Annotated in this window: 24 protein-coding genes and 4 pseudogenes; 18 read left to right on the top strand and 10 right to left on the bottom strand. The window is 62.7% G+C overall.

Annotated features, from left to right (window positions below; translation table 11 throughout):
* The first annotated feature begins 1 nt into the window (after window position 1).
* Genes NKJ17_RS29580 through NKJ17_RS29560 form a run of 5 tightly spaced genes read left to right on the top strand, consistent with a single transcriptional unit; the run spans window position 2 to window position 6,032 of the window.
* Entirely contained in the window at window positions 2-1,381 is a 1,380-nt protein-coding gene (locus tag NKJ17_RS29580) for an amidohydrolase (protein ID WP_352691295.1), read from the top strand.
* Window positions 1,382-1,406: 25 nt separating this feature from the next.
* The gene (locus NKJ17_RS29575; protein WP_352691301.1) at window positions 1,407-2,501 is read left to right on the top strand and encodes a BMP family ABC transporter substrate-binding protein; all 1,095 of its coding nucleotides are present in this window, start codon (window positions 1,407-1,409) and stop codon (window positions 2,499-2,501) included.
* A 2-nt stretch (window positions 2,502-2,503) separates the two neighbouring features.
* Window positions 2,504-4,027: an ABC transporter ATP-binding protein gene (locus NKJ17_RS29570; protein ID WP_352691293.1), complete on the top strand. Its 1,524-nt coding sequence runs from the start codon at window positions 2,504-2,506 to the stop codon at window positions 4,025-4,027.
* Window positions 4,024-5,124: an ABC transporter permease gene (locus NKJ17_RS29565; protein WP_352691291.1), complete on the top strand. Its 1,101-nt coding sequence runs from the start codon at window positions 4,024-4,026 to the stop codon at window positions 5,122-5,124. The genes NKJ17_RS29570 and NKJ17_RS29565 overlap by 4 nt, the downstream gene beginning before the upstream one ends.
* On the top strand, window positions 5,121-6,032 hold the full coding sequence (locus tag NKJ17_RS29560; RefSeq protein ID WP_254819358.1) for an ABC transporter permease: 912 nt from the start codon (window positions 5,121-5,123) through the stop codon (window positions 6,030-6,032). Before NKJ17_RS29565 ends, NKJ17_RS29560 begins: the two co-directional genes overlap by 4 nt.
* Window positions 6,033-6,195: 163 nt before the next feature.
* On the opposite strand, the gene NKJ17_RS29555 is transcribed toward NKJ17_RS29560, so the two are convergent.
* The gene (locus NKJ17_RS29555; RefSeq protein ID WP_254819357.1) at window positions 6,196-6,840 is read right to left on the bottom strand and encodes a hypothetical protein; all 645 of its coding nucleotides are present in this window, start codon (window positions 6,838-6,840) and stop codon (window positions 6,196-6,198) included.
* Between the two features lie 122 nt (window positions 6,841-6,962).
* On the opposite strand from NKJ17_RS29555, the pseudogene NKJ17_RS29550 reads away from it, so the two are divergent.
* Window positions 6,963-7,219: pseudogene (locus NKJ17_RS29550) on the top strand (KUP/HAK/KT family potassium transporter); the annotation flags it as partial.
* Between the two features lie 161 nt (window positions 7,220-7,380).
* On the top strand, window positions 7,381-7,575 hold the full coding sequence (locus NKJ17_RS29545) for a hypothetical protein (protein WP_254819356.1): 195 nt from the start codon (window positions 7,381-7,383) through the stop codon (window positions 7,573-7,575).
* Between the two features lie 56 nt (window positions 7,576-7,631).
* On the opposite strand, the gene NKJ17_RS29540 is transcribed toward NKJ17_RS29545, so the two are convergent.
* Together NKJ17_RS29540 and NKJ17_RS29535 are read right to left on the bottom strand one after the other, a co-directional pair.
* Window positions 7,632-8,822: an MFS transporter gene (locus NKJ17_RS29540; RefSeq protein ID WP_352509017.1), complete on the bottom strand. Its 1,191-nt coding sequence runs from the start codon at window positions 8,820-8,822 to the stop codon at window positions 7,632-7,634.
* A 78-nt stretch (window positions 8,823-8,900) separates the two neighbouring features.
* The gene (locus NKJ17_RS29535; protein ID WP_352691289.1) at window positions 8,901-9,638 is read right to left on the bottom strand and encodes an MBL fold metallo-hydrolase; all 738 of its coding nucleotides are present in this window, start codon (window positions 9,636-9,638) and stop codon (window positions 8,901-8,903) included.
* Between the two features lie 69 nt (window positions 9,639-9,707).
* Here NKJ17_RS29535 and NKJ17_RS29530 point away from each other — a divergent pair, with 69 nt between their 5' ends.
* Window positions 9,708-10,376: an ArsR/SmtB family transcription factor gene (locus NKJ17_RS29530; protein ID WP_352691288.1), complete on the top strand. Its 669-nt coding sequence runs from the start codon at window positions 9,708-9,710 to the stop codon at window positions 10,374-10,376.
* Between the two features lie 100 nt (window positions 10,377-10,476).
* Here the strand turns inward: NKJ17_RS29530 and NKJ17_RS29525 are convergent, their stop codons facing one another.
* A complete protein-coding gene (locus tag NKJ17_RS29525) occupies window positions 10,477-10,782 on the bottom strand; it encodes a hypothetical protein (RefSeq protein ID WP_352509014.1) in 306 nt (101 codons plus the stop codon).
* A 183-nt stretch (window positions 10,783-10,965) separates the two neighbouring features.
* Between NKJ17_RS29525 and NKJ17_RS29520 the strand changes: the two genes are divergently transcribed.
* The 7 genes and pseudogenes from NKJ17_RS29520 (at window position 10,966) to NKJ17_RS29490 (ending at window position 16,085) form a co-directional block, all read left to right on the top strand.
* On the top strand, window positions 10,966-11,349 hold the full coding sequence (locus NKJ17_RS29520) for a hypothetical protein (protein ID WP_352509013.1): 384 nt from the start codon (window positions 10,966-10,968) through the stop codon (window positions 11,347-11,349).
* A 139-nt stretch (window positions 11,350-11,488) separates the two neighbouring features.
* Window positions 11,489-12,924, top strand: a pseudogene (locus NKJ17_RS29515) (multicopper oxidase family protein).
* 28 nt (window positions 12,925-12,952) lie between these two features.
* Window positions 12,953-13,393 carry a DUF411 domain-containing protein gene (locus NKJ17_RS29510; protein WP_352691287.1) on the top strand — a complete coding sequence of 147 codons (441 nt, stop codon included), beginning with the start codon at window positions 12,953-12,955 and terminating at the stop codon, window positions 13,391-13,393.
* A gap of 7 nt (window positions 13,394-13,400) precedes the next feature.
* Entirely contained in the window at window positions 13,401-13,949 is a 549-nt protein-coding gene (locus NKJ17_RS29505) for a TlpA family protein disulfide reductase (protein ID WP_352691285.1), read from the top strand.
* A 62-nt stretch (window positions 13,950-14,011) separates the two neighbouring features.
* A complete protein-coding gene (locus tag NKJ17_RS29500; protein ID WP_352691300.1) occupies window positions 14,012-14,701 on the top strand; it encodes an SCO family protein in 690 nt (229 codons plus the stop codon).
* A gap of 44 nt (window positions 14,702-14,745) precedes the next feature.
* Entirely contained in the window at window positions 14,746-15,534 is a 789-nt protein-coding gene (locus NKJ17_RS29495) for a DsbA family protein (RefSeq protein ID WP_352691283.1), read from the top strand.
* Window positions 15,531-16,085 carry a hypothetical protein gene (locus tag NKJ17_RS29490; RefSeq protein WP_352691282.1) on the top strand — a complete coding sequence of 185 codons (555 nt, stop codon included), beginning with the start codon at window positions 15,531-15,533 and terminating at the stop codon, window positions 16,083-16,085. Before NKJ17_RS29495 ends, NKJ17_RS29490 begins: the two co-directional genes overlap by 4 nt.
* A gap of 489 nt (window positions 16,086-16,574) precedes the next feature.
* Here NKJ17_RS29490 and NKJ17_RS29485 read toward each other — a convergent pair whose 3' ends face one another.
* Entirely contained in the window at window positions 16,575-17,450 is an 876-nt protein-coding gene (locus NKJ17_RS29485; RefSeq protein WP_352691281.1) for a class I SAM-dependent methyltransferase, read from the bottom strand.
* Between the two features lie 152 nt (window positions 17,451-17,602).
* Here NKJ17_RS29485 and NKJ17_RS29480 point away from each other — a divergent pair.
* From NKJ17_RS29480 to NKJ17_RS29470, 3 genes and pseudogenes are all read left to right on the top strand, one after another.
* Window positions 17,603-17,788, top strand: a pseudogene (locus tag NKJ17_RS29480) (TetR/AcrR family transcriptional regulator); the annotation flags it as partial.
* 102 nt (window positions 17,789-17,890) lie between these two features.
* Window positions 17,891-18,202 (top strand): TetR-like C-terminal domain-containing protein, encoded by a 312-nt coding sequence (locus NKJ17_RS29475; RefSeq protein ID WP_352691279.1) that lies wholly within the window; start codon window positions 17,891-17,893, stop codon window positions 18,200-18,202.
* A gap of 121 nt (window positions 18,203-18,323) precedes the next feature.
* Window positions 18,324-18,507: pseudogene (locus NKJ17_RS29470) on the top strand (multicopper oxidase domain-containing protein); the annotation flags it as partial.
* Between the two features lie 5 nt (window positions 18,508-18,512).
* Here NKJ17_RS29470 and NKJ17_RS29465 read toward each other — a convergent pair.
* The 5 genes from NKJ17_RS29465 to NKJ17_RS29445 form a co-directional block, all read right to left on the bottom strand.
* The gene (locus NKJ17_RS29465) at window positions 18,513-19,385 is read right to left on the bottom strand and encodes a DUF2182 domain-containing protein (RefSeq protein ID WP_352691278.1); all 873 of its coding nucleotides are present in this window, start codon (window positions 19,383-19,385) and stop codon (window positions 18,513-18,515) included.
* 4 nt (window positions 19,386-19,389) lie between these two features.
* On the bottom strand, window positions 19,390-20,028 hold the full coding sequence (locus tag NKJ17_RS29460) for a DUF1326 domain-containing protein (protein WP_352691276.1): 639 nt from the start codon (window positions 20,026-20,028) through the stop codon (window positions 19,390-19,392).
* Between the two features lie 353 nt (window positions 20,029-20,381).
* Entirely contained in the window at window positions 20,382-20,666 is a 285-nt protein-coding gene (locus tag NKJ17_RS29455; RefSeq protein ID WP_352479368.1) for a DUF982 domain-containing protein, read from the bottom strand.
* Between the two features lie 21 nt (window positions 20,667-20,687).
* Window positions 20,688-20,993, bottom strand: a complete 306-nt coding sequence (locus NKJ17_RS29450; protein WP_352479369.1) for a DUF982 domain-containing protein — start codon at window positions 20,991-20,993, stop codon at window positions 20,688-20,690.
* Window positions 20,994-21,284: 291 nt separating this feature from the next.
* On the bottom strand, window positions 21,285-21,548 hold a 264-nt coding region (locus tag NKJ17_RS29445; RefSeq protein WP_352691275.1), incomplete at its 5' end, for a hypothetical protein.

The following is a 21,548-nucleotide window of genomic DNA, read 5'->3' as shown; positions in this document are numbered from 1 at the left end:
CTTGGCGGGCCACTTGCTGAAGAACTGCGCAGCGGTCATCGTGGACGAGGGCAACGGTCCGGACATCCGGCGCAATGTCGATGTCTTGACCGACGGCCCGGCGATACGGGCCATCGGCGAAGACCTCGACAAGGGAGAGTTGCCCGTCGGGACCGTCACGCAGGACGCCGCCGGCTGGTTCGTCTATCCCGGCCTCGTCAACACCCATCATCACTTCTTTCAATGCTTCGTGCGCAACCGCGCCGATCTGGACTGGACGAAGTTGTCGGTCATCGAATGGCTCGACCGCATCTATCCCATTTTCTCGCGGCTGACCGAGGAATGCTTCTACCACGCTTCGGTCACGGCGATGGCCGAGCTGATAAAGCACGGTTGCACGACCGCATTCGACCATCAGTATTGCTTTCCGTGGAAGGCCGGCAAGCGGCTGATCGACCGGCAGTTCGAAGCAGCCGAACTCCTCGGTATGCGCTTCCATGCCGGACGCGGCGGCAACACGCTGCCGAAATCGAAAGGCTCGACCATCCCCGATGCCATGCTGGAGACGACGGACGAGTTCATCGCCGATTGCGCCCGGCTGATCGACGCCTATCATGATGCCGGTCCTTTCAGCATGCGCCGGGTCGCCGTCGCGCCCTGCCAGCCAGTCAACTGCTATCGCGAGACCTTCGTGGAATCGGTGGCGCTAGCGCGTGATCGCGGGGTGCGTATGCATACCCATGTCGGCGAGGGCGAAAGCCCGGTCATCGAGGACCGTCACGGCATGCGGACGGTGGATTACTGCGCGGAGATCGGCTTCTGCGGGCCGGATGCCTTCTATGCCCATTGCTGGGAGCTAACCCACGACGAGCTGCGCAAGATGGCCGCAAGCGGTACCGGCGTCTCGCATTGCCCTGAGCCGGTCTATCTCGTCGGCGCCGAAATCACCGATATCCCGGCGATGTCGGCCTTCGGCCTCAGCATAGGACTAGGTTGCGACGGTGCCGCCTCGAACGACAATTCCAACCTGATGCACTGCATCCATTCCGCCTACATGCTGCAATGTCTGTCGGCATCGACACGCGACCATCCCGTTCCGCCGCCGGCCGATTTTCTCGGTTATGCGACGACCGGGGGCGCGGCGCTGCTCGGGCGCGGCGACATCGGCAGGCTGACGCCTGGCATGGCTGCCGACCTTTTCGCCATCGATACGCGGCGCATGGACTATGTCGGCACGCGGCACGATCCGCTGAGCCTGCTTGCCAAGGTGGGCATCGGCATGCCGACCGACATGACCATGATCAACGGCTGCATCGTCTGGGCCAAGGGCGAGTTCCCGGGGCTCGACGAGGCGCAGCTGTTCGCGGAAGCCGAGGCGGCGCTCGCGACCGTGGAATTCTAAACCGAAAACAAGGGGAACCGACATGCTGACAAATCTTACCCGCAGAACATTGATGAAGGGCGCGGCCGCCTCCGGCCTCGTCGCAGCGGCGGGCGGCCGCGCGCTTGCTGCCGACGAACCTCTGGGCATCGTGCTCGTGGTCCCGTCGCCGGTCGGCGATGTCGGCTGGGGCCGTGCGCTCGCCGACGGGCTCGAGCCGGTGAAGGCAGCCTACGGCGACAAGGTGAAGGTCACCATCATCGAGAATATACAGGAAGGACCCGATGCCGACCGCATCATGAACAAGGTGGTCGCCGACGGGAACAAGTTCCTGATCGCCGGCTCCTTCGGCTACCAGAACGGTGCCCTGCAGATCGCGCGCCGGAACCCCGACGTCACCGTGCTGCATGCTTCCGGTTTCCAGGTAGCACCGAACTTCTCGCCCTTCGCGGCCCAATATTTCCAGGGTACCTACCTGATGGGCATGGCGGCCGCCGCGCTGTCAAAGACCGGCAAGCTCGGCTCGGTCTCCGCCTTCGCCATCCCCGAACTGATCACCTCCATCAACGCCTTCACGCTGGGCGCGCAAGCGGTGAAACCCGATGTCGAGGTTTCGGTGGTATGGGTGAACTCCTGGTTCGATCCGGCCAAGGAGCAGGAAGCCGCCAAGGCGCTGCTGGCGCAGAAATGCGATGTGATCTTCTCCAACGCGCAGGACACGCCCTCCGTCGTCTCGGCCTGCGAGGAGGCCGGCGTCCCTGCCTTCAACCTCAATTCGTCGATGAAGAAATATGCGCCTGAAACCTATCTAGGCTGCGTGGCGACCGATTGGTCACCCTTCTTCAAAGCCTCGGTCGACGCCCACCTCGCCGGCAAGTTCAAGGGCGTCAACGCTTTCCTGGGTGTCGGTGACAAGGTTGTAGAGGTCGTTGACTGGAACCCGGGTATCCCGGCCGACATGATGAACAGGATCAAAGAGGTTGAAGCCAAGATCGCCGGCGGCAGCTTCTCGCCCTTTGCCGGTCCGTTCGCTAAGGCCGACGGCAGCGAGGGAGTCCCCGCCGGCAAAACGATGACCGATGCCGAGATCGTCGCAATGGACTGGCACGTCAAGGGTGTCACCACGCCGCTGCCCAAGTGACCATGACCACCCCGCTCCTGTCGCTGCGCGGCATCTCCAAGAGCTACGGCCAAATCCATGCCAATAGAGACATCGATCTGGATGTGGCTCCGTGCTCGATCCATGCGATCCTCGGGGAAAACGGAGCGGGCAAGTCGACGCTGATGAAGCTGATCTATGGCGTCGAGCAGCCGGACGCCGGAATGGCGACCTGGAAAGGGGAACCCCTGGCCCTTGCTTCCCCGGCGGATGCGAGGCGCAAGGGGATCGGCATGGTCTTCCAGCATTTCTCCTTGTTCGAGACGCTGACGGTGGTGGAGAACATCCGGCTGGTCGTGCCCAGGGGCAAATCGGATCTTGCGGATCGCATCCGCATGCTCGGCCGCGAGTTCGGACTCGAAGTCGATCCGCTCGCCCATGTGCACGCGCTCTCTGTCGGAGAGCGGCAGCGGGTGGAAATCATCCGCTGCCTGATGACCGAACCCCAACTCCTGATCCTCGATGAACCGACCTCCGTCCTGCCCCCGCAATCGGTGGACAAGCTATTCGAGACATTGCGGCGGCTGCGCGACCGCGGCGTGTCCATCCTGTTCATCTCGCACAAGCTGGAGGAGATCCGCGCGGGGTGCGACCGCGCGACCATCCTGCGCGGCGGGCGCGTCACCGGCCGCGTGGACCCGCGCGACCACGACGCGCACGACCTTGCCCGGATGATGATCGGCCGCGATATGCCGCAGCCCATGCCAGCGCTTGCGCATTCCGGCGGCGAAAAGCGCCTCGAAATCGTCGGCCTCGACCATCGGCCGGACGATCCCTTCGCCGTGGCGCTTTCCGACGTCAGCCTGACGGTCCGGGCCGGCGAGATCCTCGGCATCGCGGGCATATCGGGCAACGGGCAGAGTGAACTGGCAGCGTTGATTTCAGGCGAAACGGTGCTGCCGCGCGAACAGTCCGACCGTATCTACATGATGGGAAAGAATGTTGGCGCGCTCGACGCGGCCGCCCGCCGCCGACTGGGCTTCGCCTTCGTTCCGGAGGAACGGCTCGGCCGCGGCGCCGTGCCGGAAATGTCGCTCGTCCTCAACAGCCTTCTGACCGCCCATCCGTTCGGCCTGTTGAAACGCGGCCTCGTCGACACGAACCAGGTGAAGGCTTTCACCGAGGACTGCATCCGGCAATACGACGTGCGCACGCCCGGTTCGGAAGCGGAGGCCGGCGCGCTTTCGGGCGGCAATCTGCAAAAGTTCATCGTCGGCCGAGAGATCATGCTGTCCCCGCAATTGCTGTTCGTGGCGCAACCCACCTGGGGCGTCGACATCGGCGCCGCGTCCGCCATCCGCCGGCGCCTCATTGCCCTGCGCAACGAAGGCATGGGTATCCTCGTCATCTCAGAGGAACTGGAGGAGCTGTTCGAACTCTGCGATTCGATCCAGGTGATCCATCAAGGCCGGCTGAGCCCGCCGCTGGTGACGCGCGACACGAGACCCGAGGAGATCGGCCGCTACATGATCGGCGCGCATTCGACGGCTAAAAAGGTCCCTGCATGAGCGCTCTGTCCGCGCCGCTCCTTCCCGTTCTGGTTCGCCGGGAGCATGCCTCGCTTCCCGTCAAACTGATCGCCCCGCCCGTCGCGCTCGCCTTGGCGACGCTTCTCAATCTCGGGCTCTACCTCCTTATGGGCCGCGATCCGGTAGCCGTTTTCCACGCGATGCTTCTGGAGCCCTTCCTGTCTTGGACCTCTTTCTCGGAAGTCCTGCTTAAGACCGCGCCGCTACTGCTGATCGCGCAGGGGCTCGCGATCGGCTTTCGCGCAAAGGTCTTCAACATCGGCGCCGAGGGCCAGTTCATCCTCGGCGCGATTTTCGCATCGGCCATTCCCATCTGGTTCCCAGAGGCAACGGGCCAATGGATCTGGCCCTCCATGCTTGTCATCGGTGCGCTGGGCGGCGCTCTGTGGGCGTCGCTCACGGCCTTCTGGCGCGTGAAGCTCAATGCAAACGAGATTCTGGTATCGCTCATGCTGGCGCTCGTTGCCGCGCAACTGCTCAACTACCTGCTTCTCGGCCCCTGGAAGGACCCAAACGGCTTCAACTTCCCGCAGTCGGTGATGTTCCAGTCCGACGCGATGGTGCCGATCCTGATCCCCGGCACCCGCGTCAACGTCTCGCTGCTTATCGCCTGCGCGTTCTCCCTTGCGGCCTGGATCTTCATGCAGAGGAGTTTCGCCGGCTTCAAGCTGCAGGTCGGCGGCCTCGCGCCACGCGCGGCCGGATACGCCGGCTTCAACGAAGGACGGGCGATCTGGCTTTCCCTGCTCATCGGCGGTTTCGCGGCAGGCCTCGCCGGAGCGGCCGAGGTGGCCGGGCCGCTCGGCCAGCTGCAGCGCTCCATCTCGACCGGCTACGGCTATGCCGCCATCATCGTGGCCTATCTCGGTGGCCTTCACCCGGTCGGCATCACCTTTTCCGCGTTGCTCATGGCGGCCCTCTATATCGGCGGCGATAACGCCATGGTCTCGGCAAATCTGCCGGTCGCTGCGGTCAGGGTTTTCCAGGGCAGCCTGCTGCTCGCATATCTCGTCGCCATTGCCTTCGTCCGCTACCGGCTCGAATGGCGCCATGCCGCCCACGGAAGCACGTCATGAACGCCGTCGAGTTCATCATCGCCGGGATGTTGGCGGCGGCTACGCCGTTTCTCCTGGCGGCGCTCGGCGAACTGGTGGCCGAGCGGGCCGGCGTCCTCAATCTCGGGGTGGAGGGACTGATGGCCCTCGGCGCCGTCATCGCCTTCATTATCGTCTATCAAGGCGGCGGGCATCTCCTCGGTTTCCTCGCCGCGGGCCTCGCCAGCGCGGCTCTTTCCCTGGTCTTTGCCGTCATCGCGCTGGGATTTCGCGCAAACCAGGTTGCGGTAGGCCTTGCCATAGGCATCCTCGGCCAAGGCCTCTCGGCGCTGTTCGGCAAGAGCTATGAGAGCCTCACGGTTAAGGGGCTTCCGAAGCTTTCATTGCCCGGGCTTTCGGATATCCCGGTGATCGGCGGCTTGTTCGCCCAAGACGTTGTCGTGTGGCTTTCGCTTGCCGCGACCGTCGCCATCTGGGCGATGTTCGCCTACACCAAAACAGGCCTCGTCGTCCGCGCCGTCGGCGAGAACCCCAAGGCGGCCCGTGCGCTCGGCTATCCGGTGATCGCCGTGCGCTTCGCCGCGGTCGCCTTCGGCGGCGCGTTGGCAGGTTTCGCCGGTGCCTACGCATCCGTGGTCTACACTCCGCTCTGGGCCGATGGCATGATCGCAGGGCGCGGCTGGATTGCGATTGCGCTCGTCGTCTTCGGCACTTGGCTTGCCAGCCGTATCTTCCTCGGTGCGTGCCTCTTCGGCGCCGTGTCCCTCGCAAGCCTCGCGGCCCAGGCGACAGGGCTGGACGTTTCCTCGCAACTTCTATCGAGCTTGCCTTATCTCGTGACCGTGATCGTGCTCGGCATCATCTCTTCGAACCGCCGTCTGCTCAAGCTCAACGGCGTGGCTTCGCTGGGAGAACCTTTCGAACGATAGTGTCGCTTGGTACGGCCCATCAAGGATCCCGTGAAGAATGGTGGATTGCGCCCGCGCTCTCAAGCCATCCAGCGCGCCTACTCGGCCGCTCTCGTGGCGTGCGGCCGGCAACCAGCGCACCCTCACAGAATGTCAGCCCCGACTCGAAGCATTCAGGCGTGAGCTAAAAGCGATAACGCACTCCGACAGTATTCGCGTTGGAACCCTCTCCCATGTTTCCAAACGTGCCTCCGGCGCCGGATCTGTGATGGAGTTGATAGACAAGCTCGACGTTGGGAGCTTGCCTTAGTCTGAAAGAAAGCTCCGCGCCGATAAAACCAAGGAAGGATGCATCGCCATCGTAATGGATTTCGCGGGCGTGCTCGATCTCGGTGACGCCTGTAACGGCACTGACACCGGCCGTCAGCGCTGGCGCAATCGCCAGATCGCCGATGACAAGGCCCTGGTGGCGAAGCCGCATCCCGGCCCAAAGCTCTCCGGATGTATCGTCGTCCTCGCCAAACCTTATGGCAGCCCCAGTCACACCGCCAAGGACAAAACCGGCGCCAACATCGGCGAAATCACGGCCGTAAGCAGCTCCAATCATGTAATTGTTCGTATAGTCGGCCCCGAAGACGTTGATAGTATCCCCGAAGGACCCGGTCACAAAGACGCCCCCAAAAACATAGACGTCGTTCTTCGTCGGTTGACCGGCAGCGAAAGGATCTTCGGTTGCAAAATAGATGAAGGGAGAACTGTTGTCGGCGAGGGCGGAAGTGAAGGAACCGGTCAGAATCAGCGCAGCCAAAGCCGCTTGCACCCCGCGCATGCACAAGCTCCGAATCAATTCTCAGTTGATCATCATTCCTCCGGTGTTTCCCGTGAAGAAGCAAGTTCCCTGCTCCAGAAATTGGAGGGCTCTACCCCGTTGCTTGACCAAGGTTTTTCGGGACGCTGACCTTCGGCTATATGGGGCAGCCCAACATCCCCCGCGCGCTGGCGATCTGCCGCAAGGAGGCTGGAAGTTCGACATCACGAGATCCTTCTTCCTGTCGCGGCGCTCGCTCAAGACATCGCCCAATTCCGGCATGCCAGTCTGGCAGGACAAGCTGTTCACCGGGCTGGCGCGCACGGCGGCTGATGCGACTGAATATTGCAAGATTCCGACCGGACGTGTGGTCGAGATCGTAACCCAGGTGGCTGTCTAAGCTTCTGCATATACAGTAGGCGCTGGTCCGACTTGGCACCTGCCCATCCGTCAACCCAACGTGAGCCCACAGGCGCATTGGCTCGCGTCGACATCATATGGATTTATCCAACCCATGCGAGCATACTGCCTGAATGCGTTCCTTTAGCGAGGAACAAGCTGATGCGCGTCGGTACGAGAGGCGTTCCGATCGAATACTACACGCTAAGGATTGCCGAGCCGGCAGGCTCGCAATCTGGTGCTGGAGGCGACCCCAAAGCAGAACACCGCAACGAGATAGCCGACGAGACTGAAGCGCAGATCACGAACGGCCAGGCCGGCAATGATGGCCAGTTGCGCAACACCAATGTACCGTAGGATGAGTGTGAGCGAGTCCGTGAGTGCCATCGGATATCAGGCCGACCCCCGGTCGACTATCTGCGGGAAGGTTGGCGCGAACCTTTGGCGGCCTCCTGCATCGCGATGGCAACAATTGCGCCAGAGACAAACGTCAATGCGGCAATCGATGTTATCGCCCACGAGAGCCCGAAGCGATCGGCGATGAGACCTGCTGAGAGCGCGCCGATCGCGTAGCCGAGATCGCGCCAGAACCGATAGACGCTGAGCGAGCGGGCGCGCCAGCTGGGATGCGAGGCGTCGGAAACGGCAGCGATCAGACTTGGATAGACCATTGCCGTTCCAAGGCCGAGCAGAAGACTGCCGATGAGCCACCATTCGAACCGGCCCGTGGCGGCGGTAAGAAACAGACCGCCGGCCTGGGTCCACATCCCGGCGACGATCAGGCCCTTGCGGCCCCAGCGATCGCTCAAGGGGCCGGTGACGACCTGCAGGATTCCCCATGTTGCAGGATAGACCGCCTTCAGGATGCCGATGCGCTCGATGCCAAGTCCGAAGGACACGAAGAACAATGGGAAAATACCCCAGCTCATGCCGTCGTTGAGGTTGTTGACGAGGCCGGCTTGCGAAGCCGCGAACAGATTGCGATTCCGGAACGAGGTCAGCGCAAACACCTCCCGGAAACTGATCGGCACGGATTGCATTGCGTGAGCGGATGTTTCCAACCGGAGGTGGTCGCGCGTGTCACGGATTAGCAGCACCGACAATACGGTGCCGACGATGGCGTAGCCGATCCCGAGATAGATGGGCACCGGGCGCAGGCCGCATCGCGAAGCGAGATAGCCCGTGAGGAATGCCGTTACGCCGACGGCGAGATAGCCGGCAAATTCATTGAGGCCGACTGCAAGGCCACGTGATTTCGGACCGACGAGATCGACCTTCATGACCACAGTCATCGACCAGGCCAGTCCCTGATTGATGCCGAGCAGTGCATTGGCCGCAATCACCCATCCCCAGCTCGGAGCCCAGATGATCATGAACGGAACCGGCAAGCCGACAAGCCAGCCGAGGACGAGAACGCGCTTGCGTCCCCAGCTATCGGCGAGTTGGCCGGAGACGAGATTGGCAAGCGCCTTGACCACGCCGAAGCTCACGATGAAGGAGACGACAAGTGTCGTTGACGTGATGCCGAACTCTTCCGATCCGATGAGCGGCACGACCGTTCGCTCGATCCCGACCATGCCGCCGACAAAAGCATTCACCAGCATCAGGAGAGCAAACTGCCGCCAGTTTTCCCTAAGCCCAAGTCTGACAGTCGAGCCTGCTGACCGCGAAACGCCCATCGGTCAGGCCGCGGCGACCAACCCGGCATTGGTGGCTCGGTTGCGCGCCGCATCCGGCGGCGGGGGTGGTGTGTCGGCGACCATCGTGGCGACGAAGGTGCCCTCGTCCTCAATGCGGAATGCTCTGTTGAAGCGCTTCTCGAAGCCAATCGTCGATGTCGGCTTGCCGCTGAGCGAGCGCCCGCAGACCGAGCCGGAATATGCGCCGGGCAGCACCTCGACGTGATCCGGCAGTTGCTTGAAACGGCGCACGCTGGAAAACAGCGTCCGCGCCCCGGCCTCGGCGTCGGTTGCCAGTTCGGTTCGCCCGAGATCGCCAACCATCAGCGTGTGGCCTGTCAGCGCGAACCACGGCTCGCTCGCGCGTGTCCGATCGGTGACCAAAAGCGAAATGTGCTCCGGCGTATGCCCGGGCGTGTGCATGACGGCCATCGTCATATTGCCGAGCTCGAGCACGTCACCGTCCTTGGCGCGCAGAAACGGGAATCCGGCCTCCGCGCCTTCGAAGAGCAGGTATTCCGCGCCGGACGCTGCAGCGAGCGCCCGCCCGACGGAAATGTGGTCGGCATGGATGTGCGTGTCGACCACATAGAGGATGCGCATGCCCGTCGCCTCGGCGACCCTAAGGTAAGGCGCAATGTCACCGACCGGATCGACCACCGCAGCGGCCGATTTTCCACCACATCCGAACAGGTAGGATGCGGCGACGGGATCGGAATGGAGGAATTGACGGAGGATCATGGCTTGCGCTCCCTACCTCGCTGCGATAATATTCAACTATTCTGCTGAATGTTTCACCGAGGAACAGTCGTGTCAAGCATTGGACCAAAACAGGCGATTTTCGCCAGCCTTGCCGAGGTGGCTCAGGCGCTCGGGCATGCGCACCGGCTGGAATTGCTGGAGCACCTCGCACAGGGTGAACGCAGCGTCGAAGGACTTGCGGCTCGGGCCGGCCTCAACTTTGCCAACGCCTCGCGCCACCTTCAAATCCTTCGACGCGCGCGACTTGTCGAGGCCGAGCGGCGTGGCAAGCATATGCTCTATCGCCTTTCAGGAGATGTTCTGGTGGTTGAATTAATGAAGGCTCTGGGGCGCGTGGGCGAGCGGAACGTCGCCGAGGTCAACCGCGTCATGACCGACTATTTCCAGGCTCGCGACGCCTTGGAGGCTGTGTCGCGTGAAGAGCTTGTCTCAAGGTTGCGTGATGGCCTTGTCACGGTTCTCGATGTCCGGTCGGAGGACGAATTCGCGCTCGGACATCTACCGGGGGCGCTCAACATTCCGTTCGCTGAACTTGAAAACCGGCTGGCGGAACTTCCCGCGAACCGCGAGGTCATTGCCTATTGCCGCGGCCGTTATTGCGTTCTCTCGTTCGAGGCTGTCGCGGCACTGCGGGCGCGAGGGTATGTCGCTCACCGGCTCGAGGACGGGTATCCCGATTGGAAGGCCGCAGGCCTTCCAATTGAGGCAGCGGCCTGAGTGGTCCCGCAGCCAAAAGTTTTCGATCGAACAACATGACGCCACCAGTTCCGCGATCACCGCTGCTTGAGCTGAAGGACTATTCGGCCGAGTCCGTGTTTCAGGTTGAAACATGCTTCGCGAGGCGCGGCGGCAAAAAGGCCTGTCGCCGGAACGCATGCCTTCTGTGTGTGTCCTTGATCCGGACGGCGACATAGTGCGCCGGTTGCGCAAAGAAGGCCGCGCCCGCCCATCGTCGGGCTGGGCCTGCTATCATACCGTCCTTCACGAGTTCGAACTGGATGGCCAGACGCTTGGCATCATTTGGCTGTGCGGTCGGCTCCTCCTTCGCCGTGCCGGTCGCCGAGCAGCTTTTCGCGTCGGGGTGCCGCCTGCTGATCAGCATCACCTCGGCCGGCCAGATCACGGTGCTTGGACCACCGCCCTATTTCGTGCTGATCGACCGGGCCCTTCGCGATGAAGGAACTAGCCATCATTCGTTCCGCACGCTGAATCCACCGAAGCCAATCCGGAGCTTATCGCGTAAGTCTTGATGTCGCAGCATCGGGGACTTGCAAAAGCTGCATTTTGCGGCCAGCCTAGGCGGATGATGGCCCGGCTGTCGCCAAAGCATCTCCTCGTCATGCTAATAGCGGTCTTCCTGACCGCCGGGTTCAGCCTGTCTGCCGCTCAGGCCAGCGTCATGTCGGCCAAGATGGCGGACGCTATGGCGATGTCCACCGGTGCCAGCACAGGCACTTTGGCCGGTGCTTCCATGAACGGCGACTGCAGGGCGTGCCTCAAAGACATCGGCGACAGTGGCAACGCGATGCATTGTCCGCCGACCTGCATCGCACCGGTGCTGGCGGTGCTGCCGCAAGACCTCGCGGTGACGGCAGTTCTCCACGTGCAGCAGCCATCGACGCAAGCTGCCCCGTTCCTGCAGGGACGAAGTTCCCTACCCGACCCATACCCTCCCCGACTCAGCGCTTGACGCCGTTTCAGCCGTGACGCGGCTGATTCCCGGCGCCTGATCGCCTGTGTTGCGCATCGTTGCGCGCGCGGGCGCATACAGCATTCCAGTTCGATGCCGAGTGGCTCGCCATCGATCGAGATCGCAAAGGGCTAGCAGGGTGAAATACGATTTCAGTCATTCGATATCGCGCCGCGGGTTTTTTGCGGCGGCGGCGGGCGCTGCCGTGTCCTGCTCGCTGCGTCCTGCACGCGCCTCGACCGAGGACGAGCGCCGGATCAAGGTCGGCCCGGGCCAGGCGCTGCTCAATGGCGCCGACGGTCCGTCTACCGCAGTCTGGACCTATAGCGGCACCACCCCCGGCCCAACATTGCGCCTGCGGCAGGGCCAGCCGGTCCGCATCACTGTCTCGAACGGACTAGACGAAGACACGACCGTCCATTGGCATGGCATCCGTTTGCCGAACGCCATGGACGGCGTGCCGGGCCTGACCCAGAGGCCGATCGGACCGGGCGAGAACTTCGTCTATGAGTTCACGCCGCCAGATGCCGGCACCTTCTGGTACCATTCGCATGCCGACAGCCTGGTACAGATCGGCCGTGGACTCGCCGGCCCGCTGATCGTTGAGGAACGTGAGCCCGTCGCCGCCGACGCGATCTCCTCTGGCTGCTGCAGGACTGGCGGCTCACCAGCGACGGCCAGATCGCCGGCGGCTTCGGCAGCATGATGGATGCGTCGATGTCGGGCCGCGTCGGCAATGCCGTCACCATTAACGGCGCGGCGCCGGCCGACCTGAGCGTGACGGCAGGTGAGCGCGTCAGACTGCGGCTCGCCAATGCCTGCCTTGCCCGCATGGTGGCGCTGCGCTTCGAGGGTCACCGTCCGGTGATCGTCGCGGTCGACGGCCAGCCCTGCGACCCGCATGAACCGGAAGACGGCCGCCTGGTGCTGGCACCGGCCATGCGCATCGACATTATGCTCGACATGCAGGGCGGTCCCGGCAGCAGGCACGCCGTGGTCGACGACTTCTATGACGGCCTCGTCTACACGCTGACAACGCTTGCCTATGACAAGGCGCCGCCGCTGCGCCACCATCTTCTCGATGCGCCGCGTCGCCTGCCCGCCAATCCGCTGCCGGCCCCCGATCTGGCCAAGGCCGAACGGCATGAGATCGTCCTGCAAGGCGGCATGATGGGCGGCGGCAAGCTGGCCGGCGTCGGCGGTATGATGGGCATGGCGATGCCCGGCATGAACGGCGCCGCCGCCTGGGCAATCAACGGCATGTCGATGACCGGCGATGGCGATGCCGGCATGGCGCCGCAGTTTACGCTCAAACGCGGCGTGACTTGCCACCTCACTGTGCGCAACGAAACCGCCTGGTGGCACCCCATGCACGTTCACGGCTTCAGCCTGTCGGTGCTTTCGCGCAACGGCTTGCCGGTACCGCACCGGCAATGGCAGGACACGGTGCTGCTCGCCCCCAAGGACACGATCGAATGCGCCTTCGTTGCCGACAATCCCGGTGACTGGATGCTGCACTGCCATGTCGCCGATCACCAGATGGCCGGCCTGATGACAGTGTTCCGCGTGACCTGAAAGTTTTATCCAACCAAGGAGAACTGCAATGAAACTGACCTACCGCCTTGCCGCACTGTCCCTGCTGATCGCAACGCCGCTGCCCGCCTTCGCCGCAACGATCAACGCCGTCATGTACAAGAACCCGCAATGCAGCTGCTGTGAATCCTACGCCAACTATCTTGAGCACAATGGCTTCAAGGTCGATATCAAGCCGGTCAACAATCTCTCTCAAATCAGCAGCGATGCCGGCGTGCCGGCAGACCTTGAGGGCTGCCATACACTGATTGTCGACGGCTATGTCGTCGACGGCCTTGTGCCAGTCGAAATCGTCAAGAAGCTGTTGACCGAGCGGCCAGCCATCAGCGGCATCACGCTGGCCGGCATGCCGGCAGGCGCGCCCGGCATGGGCGGCGAGAAGTCCGAGACCTGGACGATCTACGCCTTCACCAAGGACGGCAAGGCGCCGACCGTCTATGCGACCGAGTGAGCGCACCGTGATCAAGTGCAAATGGGTTATCTTCCTTGTCTGTTCGCTGCTGGCGTTTCCGCCGCCCTCCGTGGCAGCGGGGGCATCTGAGAACTTCACATTGCTCGATACGCCCGCCGCCGTGCCGGAAATCAGCTTCGAGGACGGCACCGGCAAGCCGAAAACGCTCGCCGATTTCTCCGGTAAGGTGGTTCTGCTCAACATCTGGGCGACATGGTGCGCGCCCTGCCGCAAGGAAATGCCGACGCTTGACCGGCTGCAGGCCAAGCTAGGCGGACCGGATTTCGAGGTCGTCGCGCTGTCGATGGACCGGAAGGGGCCCGACGCCGTGAAGAAATTCTTCGCCGAGACCGGCGTTATACACCTTGCGCTGAACATCGATACCTCGGCCAAAGTCATGTTCACGCTCGGCGCGGTGGGCCTGCCGATGACCGTGCTTATCAACCGCGACGGCAAGGAGATCGGCCGGCTGATCGGGCCGGCTGAATGGGATTCTCCCGACATGGTCGATTTCATCCGCAGCCGTATTGCCGCTAGCCCGAAAGGAAAAGGCTGATGCTTGCCAGAAACCGGGACGAGCCGACGGTTCGGGACGTTTCATCCACCTGGAACGAATGGATGCGTCTGTTGTGCGGCCTGATCGTCTTCACCGCGCTGATCGCCGGCTTCACGCATGGAGCGCGGGCGCATTCAATGGACGAAGTCGACGCCATGCTGCAGAACGACGAGAAATATTTCCAGCAGATCGACAGGCCAACGCCCGATTTCACGCTGCGCACCGCCGACGGTCGCATCGTGCGGCCGGCCGACCTCATCGGCAAGGTCGTCGTCCTCCATTTCATCTACACATCGTGCCCGGACGTCTGCCCGCTGCATGCCGAGAAGATCGCCGAGATCCAGAAGATGGTGAATAGCACGCCGATGAAGGATCAGGTCACCTTCGTGACGATCACCACCGATCCCACAAAGGACAAGCCCGATGTGCTCAATGCCTATGGACCGGCGCATGGGCTCGACCCTGTCAACTGGCTGTTCCTGACCACTGCCCCGGGCCAGCCGGAGGATATGACCCGCAATCTGGCGGAAGCCTTCGGTCACAAATTCAGCCTGACCAATGATGGCTACCAGATGCACGGGATCGTCACGCATGTGATCGACAAGGAGGGCCGCTGGCGGGCGAATTTCCACGGCCTGAACTTCGCGCCCGTCAATCTCGTCACCTTCGTCAACGCGCTCACCAACAATGTCGAGCGCACGCACCACGAACGGGACGAAGGCTGGCTGGCAAAATTGAAGGGCCTCTTTTGACGGAGAGGCACCGACATTCTCGACGACAAGAAAGGGAGACGCGCATGTTCACCAAGCCAAGCGATGCAGCCAGGTATTGCAGCGGCATCGCCCGCGCCCTGCTCTTTGCCGGCCTGACAGGATGGTTCCTGATCGATCCGGGCTTTCAAGCCATACAGGCGAATGCTGCAGGCGAAATGTCCCAGGATCAGTTCGACCAGCGGATACACGACTATATCCTGGCGCATCCGGAGGTTCTCGTGCAGGCGCTGAAAAGCCTGGACCAGCGCCAGCGTGAAGCAGATGCAGCCCAGGCCAGGCAGGTGCTCAAGGCGCGCGCGGACGACATCTTCCGTGACAAGCAAAGTCCAGTCGGCGGCAACGCCGAGGGCAACGTTACCCTGGTCGAGTTCTTCGACTATAATTGTCCCTATTGCAGGCAGATGGCGCCGGTCATGGAACAGGCTGCGGCCGACGATCCGCAACTCAGGATCGTCTACAAGGAATTCCCCATCCTCGGCCCAGATTCGGTGTTCGCGGCCAAGGCGGCGCTCGCCGCCGACAAGCAGGGCAAATACACAGCGTTTCACAAGGCGCTCTATGGGTCCAAGACAAGGGTGACCGAGGCGGCCGTCCTCAAGATCGCCGCCGAGGCCGGGCTGGACGTCGAGCGCATGAAGGGCGATATGCGGCAGCCGGACATCCAGGCGCTGATCGACCGCAACATGGAACTGGCCCAGGCGCTGAGAATAACGGGAACGCCGGGATTTATCGCCGGCGACCAGATTTTTCCCGGCGCCACCGATCTTGCGACGCTGAAGAAGCTCATCGAGCAGGCGAGGAGCGGCAAATGACAAGGACCCCAAATCGACGCACGGTCATTCTCGGCGTCTTCGGCGCCGCCGCGGCTGCAGGCTTTCTCGCACCGGATTTGGCAATCGCTGCCGACGATCCCGAATTGACCAAACGGTTCAAAGATCTTAGCGAGAGCGGCAACAGCACCTGCTCGGCCAAGTTTACCGAGTCGATCGCGACCATGCCCGCGATGGCGCGCATCAAGGGCTCGTGCTGCAGCCCGATGGAATTGAAACGCTATCGCGAGCAGGTAAATGGGCTTACCCAATATCGCGCCATCCCGATGATCCCCAGCGACCCGTACGACATACCGGCGGCGACCGCGCAGCAGATGCTGCCTTACTACGATCTGAAGCTCACCGGGGACGAGCAGAAGGCCTACGATTACGCGATGGCCAATTCCGAGGAGAAGGGCCCCTGCTGCTGCCCATGCTGGCGCTGGAGAGTGTATGGTGGACTGGCGAAATACCTGATCCACGAACACGGCTTTGACGGCACGCAAATTGTGAATGTATGGGACCTGTCCGACGGCTGCGGCGGGGGAATGTAGAATTGCCGGAGTATGCATCTTTCCCCGTTCTGTAACCGGAATCACCGTTGTCTTGGCGGAGGTTGCCGGCGACTTAACTTAGCTTGCACTCGCCAATCGTGGGCGGCGAACTCAGCCTTCGCGCTAGAGGATCATTTCCATGATGGATGGGTCAGAGGGCATGTGGTTGATGGGTGGGATGGGCCTCATCTGGATCCTGGTGTTGGTCGCCCTCGTGCTCGCGATCGCGGCGCTCGTCAAATATCTACAACGCTGATCGATTGAAGGGCCGAGGCGTTGGCCGCCGCGGCGGGCTTCGGCCGAGATCAGCAACGACATGCGGATCAGGGGCTTGCCGTCACGACCCACGTCGACGACCCTGCCACGAGTCGGCAAGGCCGGCGCTCAGTTCGCACGACCCGCCAGACTGCTACGCCTTCGAGGCCCGGGCTCCATGTCGCGTGACTTTTCGGGGCGACGCTTAAGTCTGGCGGCTGTCGCATGCCTCGGTCACGCTGATCGGACCTTGTCCGTCGTCGCGCGAACATAGTTCAGGTTCTTGGTTCCGACGGCGCCGATGTCGCCGACCTTGAATCCGCTCTCGGTCAACAACGAGGCGATCCCATTCATGTCCACGTGACCATGTCGATGAAGTCTCGGCAATCTGGACTTGCGTACCGGCCTGCCGAAATCGATAAGCAACAGCCGGCCAGTGGGCTTCAAGACGCGTGCTGCCTCGCGGACGAAGGCCGATCGAACGGGCTTCGACAGATGATGCAGCATCAGCGTGCCGATCACAATGTCGAACCGTGCGTCCTTGAAGGGAAGCTTCTGCGCCGTCCCGTTGACGAAAGTCAGATCGAGGCCAGACCTTTTGGCCTTGGCGCGCGCCCTCTCGATCATTTCAGCCGATGCATCGACGCCTGTGACGCTTCCATCAGAACCCACTAGCCGCTTCGCGGCAATCGCAAGGGTTCCCGTTCCGCAGGCGACATCAAGCACCGCTTCGCCCGGCCGGAGTTTCGCCAAGCGAAGCATGTGCTCGCGAAACCGCCCCTCGCCGCCGAAGGTCAGAACGTGCGCAAGCCAGTCATAGCCCGCCGCCCGGTGCAGGACGATGCCGATCCCCCTGTCGCTCGTGCTGTGCGTGCCTTTTCCGCCGAGGCCTATGCGAGAAAGGAAGCCCCACAGCAATACGATCGCGATTGCCGCTAGGATAAGGCCGTGGAACGCCGCCACCCAGGCGCCGGCGCCGATGTAGCCCATGCCAAAATTGCCCAGAAAGAGGAAGCCGGCGACGAGCGACAGTTTGGCAAGCAGGGCCATCGCGATCACGCCCTTGCGCGAATGCCGTCCGTTGCCGGCGCGGTGACCAGATAAGTGCATGTCGGCGACCTTCCGTTGCGGCCTGTCCAATATACGATTTGAGCTTCTGGACTTGGCGTATCATACTGGACACAATGTCCAGCATGAGATTCCGGACACCAGACCTTTGAATGTCCAGAAGCAGGCGCCGAACGTGGCGATGACCATAAAAAATCGACCGAACGAGCGACTCAAACACCATCGATCGCCGCGTCGCGCGGACGCGCGCGCTGCTGCAGGATGCGCTTATTGCCCTGATCCCGGAGCACGCATATGCGGCCATCACGGTCGACGACATTTGTCAGAGAGCAAATGTCGGCAGGTCGACCTTCTATACCCACTACGCAGACAAGGATGCTCTACGCAGCGCGACCATCGAGGCGCATCTGGGGTCGCTAAGCCGTGGGCGCATGTCGGCAAGTCAGGAGATTGGTGCTCGCCTGTTTGCGTTTAGCCTTCCCATGTTCGAACACGCACTTGCGTTCCGGTCGCTTCACCACGCGCTGCTTGCGAGCAGCGGCGACACGATCCATGACGAATTGCGCGAGCGTATCCGGCGCGCCGTCCGAGCAGAACTTGTCGGAAAGCGGGTCGGTGGAGGTGGAGTGCCCGTCGAATTCGCCGTCCAGTTCATCGCCGGCGCATTTCTTGCGGTCCTCACCTGGTGGGTCGCCACCGACACGAACCTTTCACCGGCGCAAGCGGATGATCTGTTCCAGGGAATGGCGGGAAACGGTGTCGGCGCCTGGGATATATCAGGCTCCGATTCGTAAAACGGGATTGGCCTTGGCGGCGGCAGACGTGGCGCCTGATAGCGGTCGCCAGGAGGACTTATCGGGCTGGACTTGCCGAAGTGCCGATGGCGAGAAAGCTCCACTCCAGCGGCTCGCGCCAGAGACGATCCGCGTGAAGGTCGGCGAGACCCTGAAAGTGCGTTTCATCGGCACCAACAACGGCTTCATCCCACGCCATGCACATCCATGGCGGGCTCTTCGAGGTGGTCACCCGCGACGGAGAGACGATTTTCCCTTCGGCCCGCTTCCTTGCCGACACCGTTAATGTCGGGTCGAGCCGTCGTCGGCGCTACCCTGCCATCCATGGCATCGCCACCGCGCCGCTCGCCACCGCGATGCCGAGTGCGAGCAACGCGATCCCCACCGTCGCCTCGAAGCGGCGGCCGCGCGGCAACAGCTTCTCGACGAAGACGACCAGCGTCAAAAGCAGCATCCAGGCGAGGCTCATGACACCGGCCGCGACCAGAACGGCAAACAACGCCCAGCAGCAGCCGAGGCAGTACAGGCCGTGCCGCAGCCCCATGCGAAGGGCGCCGATCCGCCCGTCGCGCCAGTGCTCGGCAATGAAGGCCAGTGGCGAGCGGCAGTGCCCGAGGCAGATGTGCTTGGCCGCCGTGAACTGGTAGAGCCCAGCCGCTGCGAGCGTGGCGCCGAGCGCGAGCTGCGCCCAACGCGAACGCTGAGGCGGATCGAAGCTCATCGCGATATCGCTGCCGAGCTGGACCAGCGCATACACTAGAAAGCCGGCTCCAGCCCAGACGAGGATATAGCCGGCGACGAAGATCCAGGTCGGAACTGCAACGCGGCGTTCGCGCCTTGACTGTGCCGACGCGAACATGAAGATCATCGGCGCAGCAGCAGGCAGCATCATCGCCGCCATCATCACGGTCCATACCGCGAGAAACACGGCGGCGTTGCCGATCGACCAAGGCTCGGCGGCGATGCCGCCCATCGCCATGCCGGCCATACCCTCCACGCCTCCCATCCGGCCGCGCACGGCAATGCCCATCGGCATGTTCATGCTGAGGGTTTGGTAGAGCGTCACCGCCCAGGCTGCCGCCGTCAGCAGCGCGAGGGAAGCAAGCAGGCCGAGTGGCACGCCGCCCAGCCTTCTGACAAGCGGCGGCAAGGAGAACCGGCCGATGGCGCGTGGGTCTGCCACCGCCTTAGCTCGGGCCGGTCCACTCGAACGGTATGTGCTTGCTCGAGCGGGCAGTGCCCGTCCAGTCGAGGCCGAAGCCCTTGGTGCTGACCTCGACGGAACGGCCCCAGGTGGCAACCTGGCCGGGACCGACCTCGGAGCCCGGTGGGTTGATCGTCTGCACGCGTTTGCCGGGTGGGGTAGTCGGCCCCGAAAGCGCTTCCGCACGCCCGACGACGCGGCCAGGGATCTCGACCCGCCAGGTGGCGAGGTCGCCCGCCACCTCGAAGGCGATCGGCACAAACTCCGTGCCGCGCATTTCGCCAATGTTGGCGGCAAAGCCCGCCGGCCAGCCGCCGGCCTGCCCGCCGAAGATGGTCTGCAGCGCCTCGCGCTGCTTCTCGTTGGCCTTCTCATCAAGGTACATGCCCATGACGGCCTTTGCGTCGCCGGCCCAGAGATTGCCTTCGAACTCTCCGAGCGCCACCAGCGTCAGGCCGTCGAGCTTCACGTCACCGTATTGGCCCTCACGCACGTGCCAGGCGAGCACGCCCTGGCAGTGATTGCCGGTCGGCCGCTGTGCAAATTCGCAAGGACAAGGGATGTCGCAGCTGCAGATGTCGAACCAGTCGCCTGCGAGCCGCCATCGAGGAACTGCGTTCATGGCTCTTACTCCCGAGAACTGATGGGGCAAGATTACTCCATCGGCGCTCGCGGCGCCACGTCTTACCTAGGCGGGGTAATGGGCCGCTAAGCGGGCGGCTCACTTTGCTACGGCGCTTGGGTGGCGCGCTCCGCTCGCGGCTTTTTGGCGGTCCGTTACCCCATCTAGTCAGCGAAACAGGCGCAACGTCTGACAGCTTGTGACCTTAACCTTGCTCACCGCCCAACCCAGTGGAGTGCGGTGCACATAGAAACCGCCAGCAAACTCTGCCGGCGCATCGACGCGCGCGTTTTCGCACGGCGCACCTTTTGGGCGGCGGCCCGATGGCCACCGCCTCTGAAACCGCCCGCGGATCAAGCTTGCAGAACCTGCCCGGTAGTGGTGACCGGCGGCATCATTCCGTCTTCGACCAGGATGTCTTTCTTCCTGGCGAACTGCACGAGAACGCCGCGCGCCGTCTCCGCGTCGATCTCGCCGGCCAATGCGGCTTTACAGGCGCGGATCGCAGCCCTTTGTTCAGGGCTGTTCCCGCACCAGTCGGTGACGAACTGGTAGGCATCCACGACCGAATTCAGCTGCCTCGGGAACCCGAGTCCGACCCAGACGCGAACGGGCTTTTCGAAGGGCTGAGAAAGCATGATTTCCTCCCTCCGAAACGGTCAGGCGGCAACGCCGCCCGTCTCGCCCGACTTTGCGGCCGCCACCCAAGGCATCGCCGTTGCGACGTCCTCGAGGATCTTCACGGAGCGGGCAAAGCCGGCGAACGCATCCCGCGCGACTTTTAACGGTATGAGACCGTCGTAGGCGCGGTGACACGCGCGCTTTGCCGTTTCGTAGATCACGCCTCGCCGATGCTTCGGCCATTCGTCGAGAAAATCGAAAGCATCCTCAAGACAGGCGATCTCTTGAATGAGACCTTCCGCGGCTCTCACGAACACGGGACTCTCAAATGTTCTCTCGCTCATCGAAACCTCCAATCTTTGAACGATTTCAGGTGGTTGAGGATGGTCGCCCCAGCAATCGGCAGCAACCTGCGGAAAATATGTGAAGGCCGATTTTCGACGTCAAGACCGCATGAAGCCGGTGCACTATCAGACAAAAGTCGTCCGTTACGACGGATACGGTGAGTGCTACTCAGGCGACGGCCCGCTCGGTCCAGCCGGTGGGTTGAACGAACGTCACTCGCTTGGTCTATGGCACACGCTCACCCTCTGCGCAGAACGCGGACGAGATCGGCCTCTTCTCCTGTCCTATTTTCACGCCGCAGCCGCCCTTTTGCCGCACTGGGCAGTCCGACCCGTGGAGAAGTGGATCCGGATCAAGCCGTGCAAGACAGACAAAAGCAAGGTGTCCAGCCAGCCGGTTGTGGTCGAATTGCCGCCGCTGCCGGAGCTCGAGGCCGAGCTTTCCTGCGCACCGGCGGGCAATGGCAGCAGTGAGCGGCCCGAGACATAGGTGACGATTTGTACCGGACACATAGGTAACACTTTTCGGTTTTTGCCGGGAGGTGTTGATGCCGT

Source organism: Mesorhizobium sp. M0208 (genome assembly GCF_040322015.1).
Taxonomy (GTDB): Bacteria; Pseudomonadota; Alphaproteobacteria; order Rhizobiales; family Rhizobiaceae; genus Mesorhizobium.
This window is presented reverse-complemented; position numbering and strand designations above follow the sequence as displayed.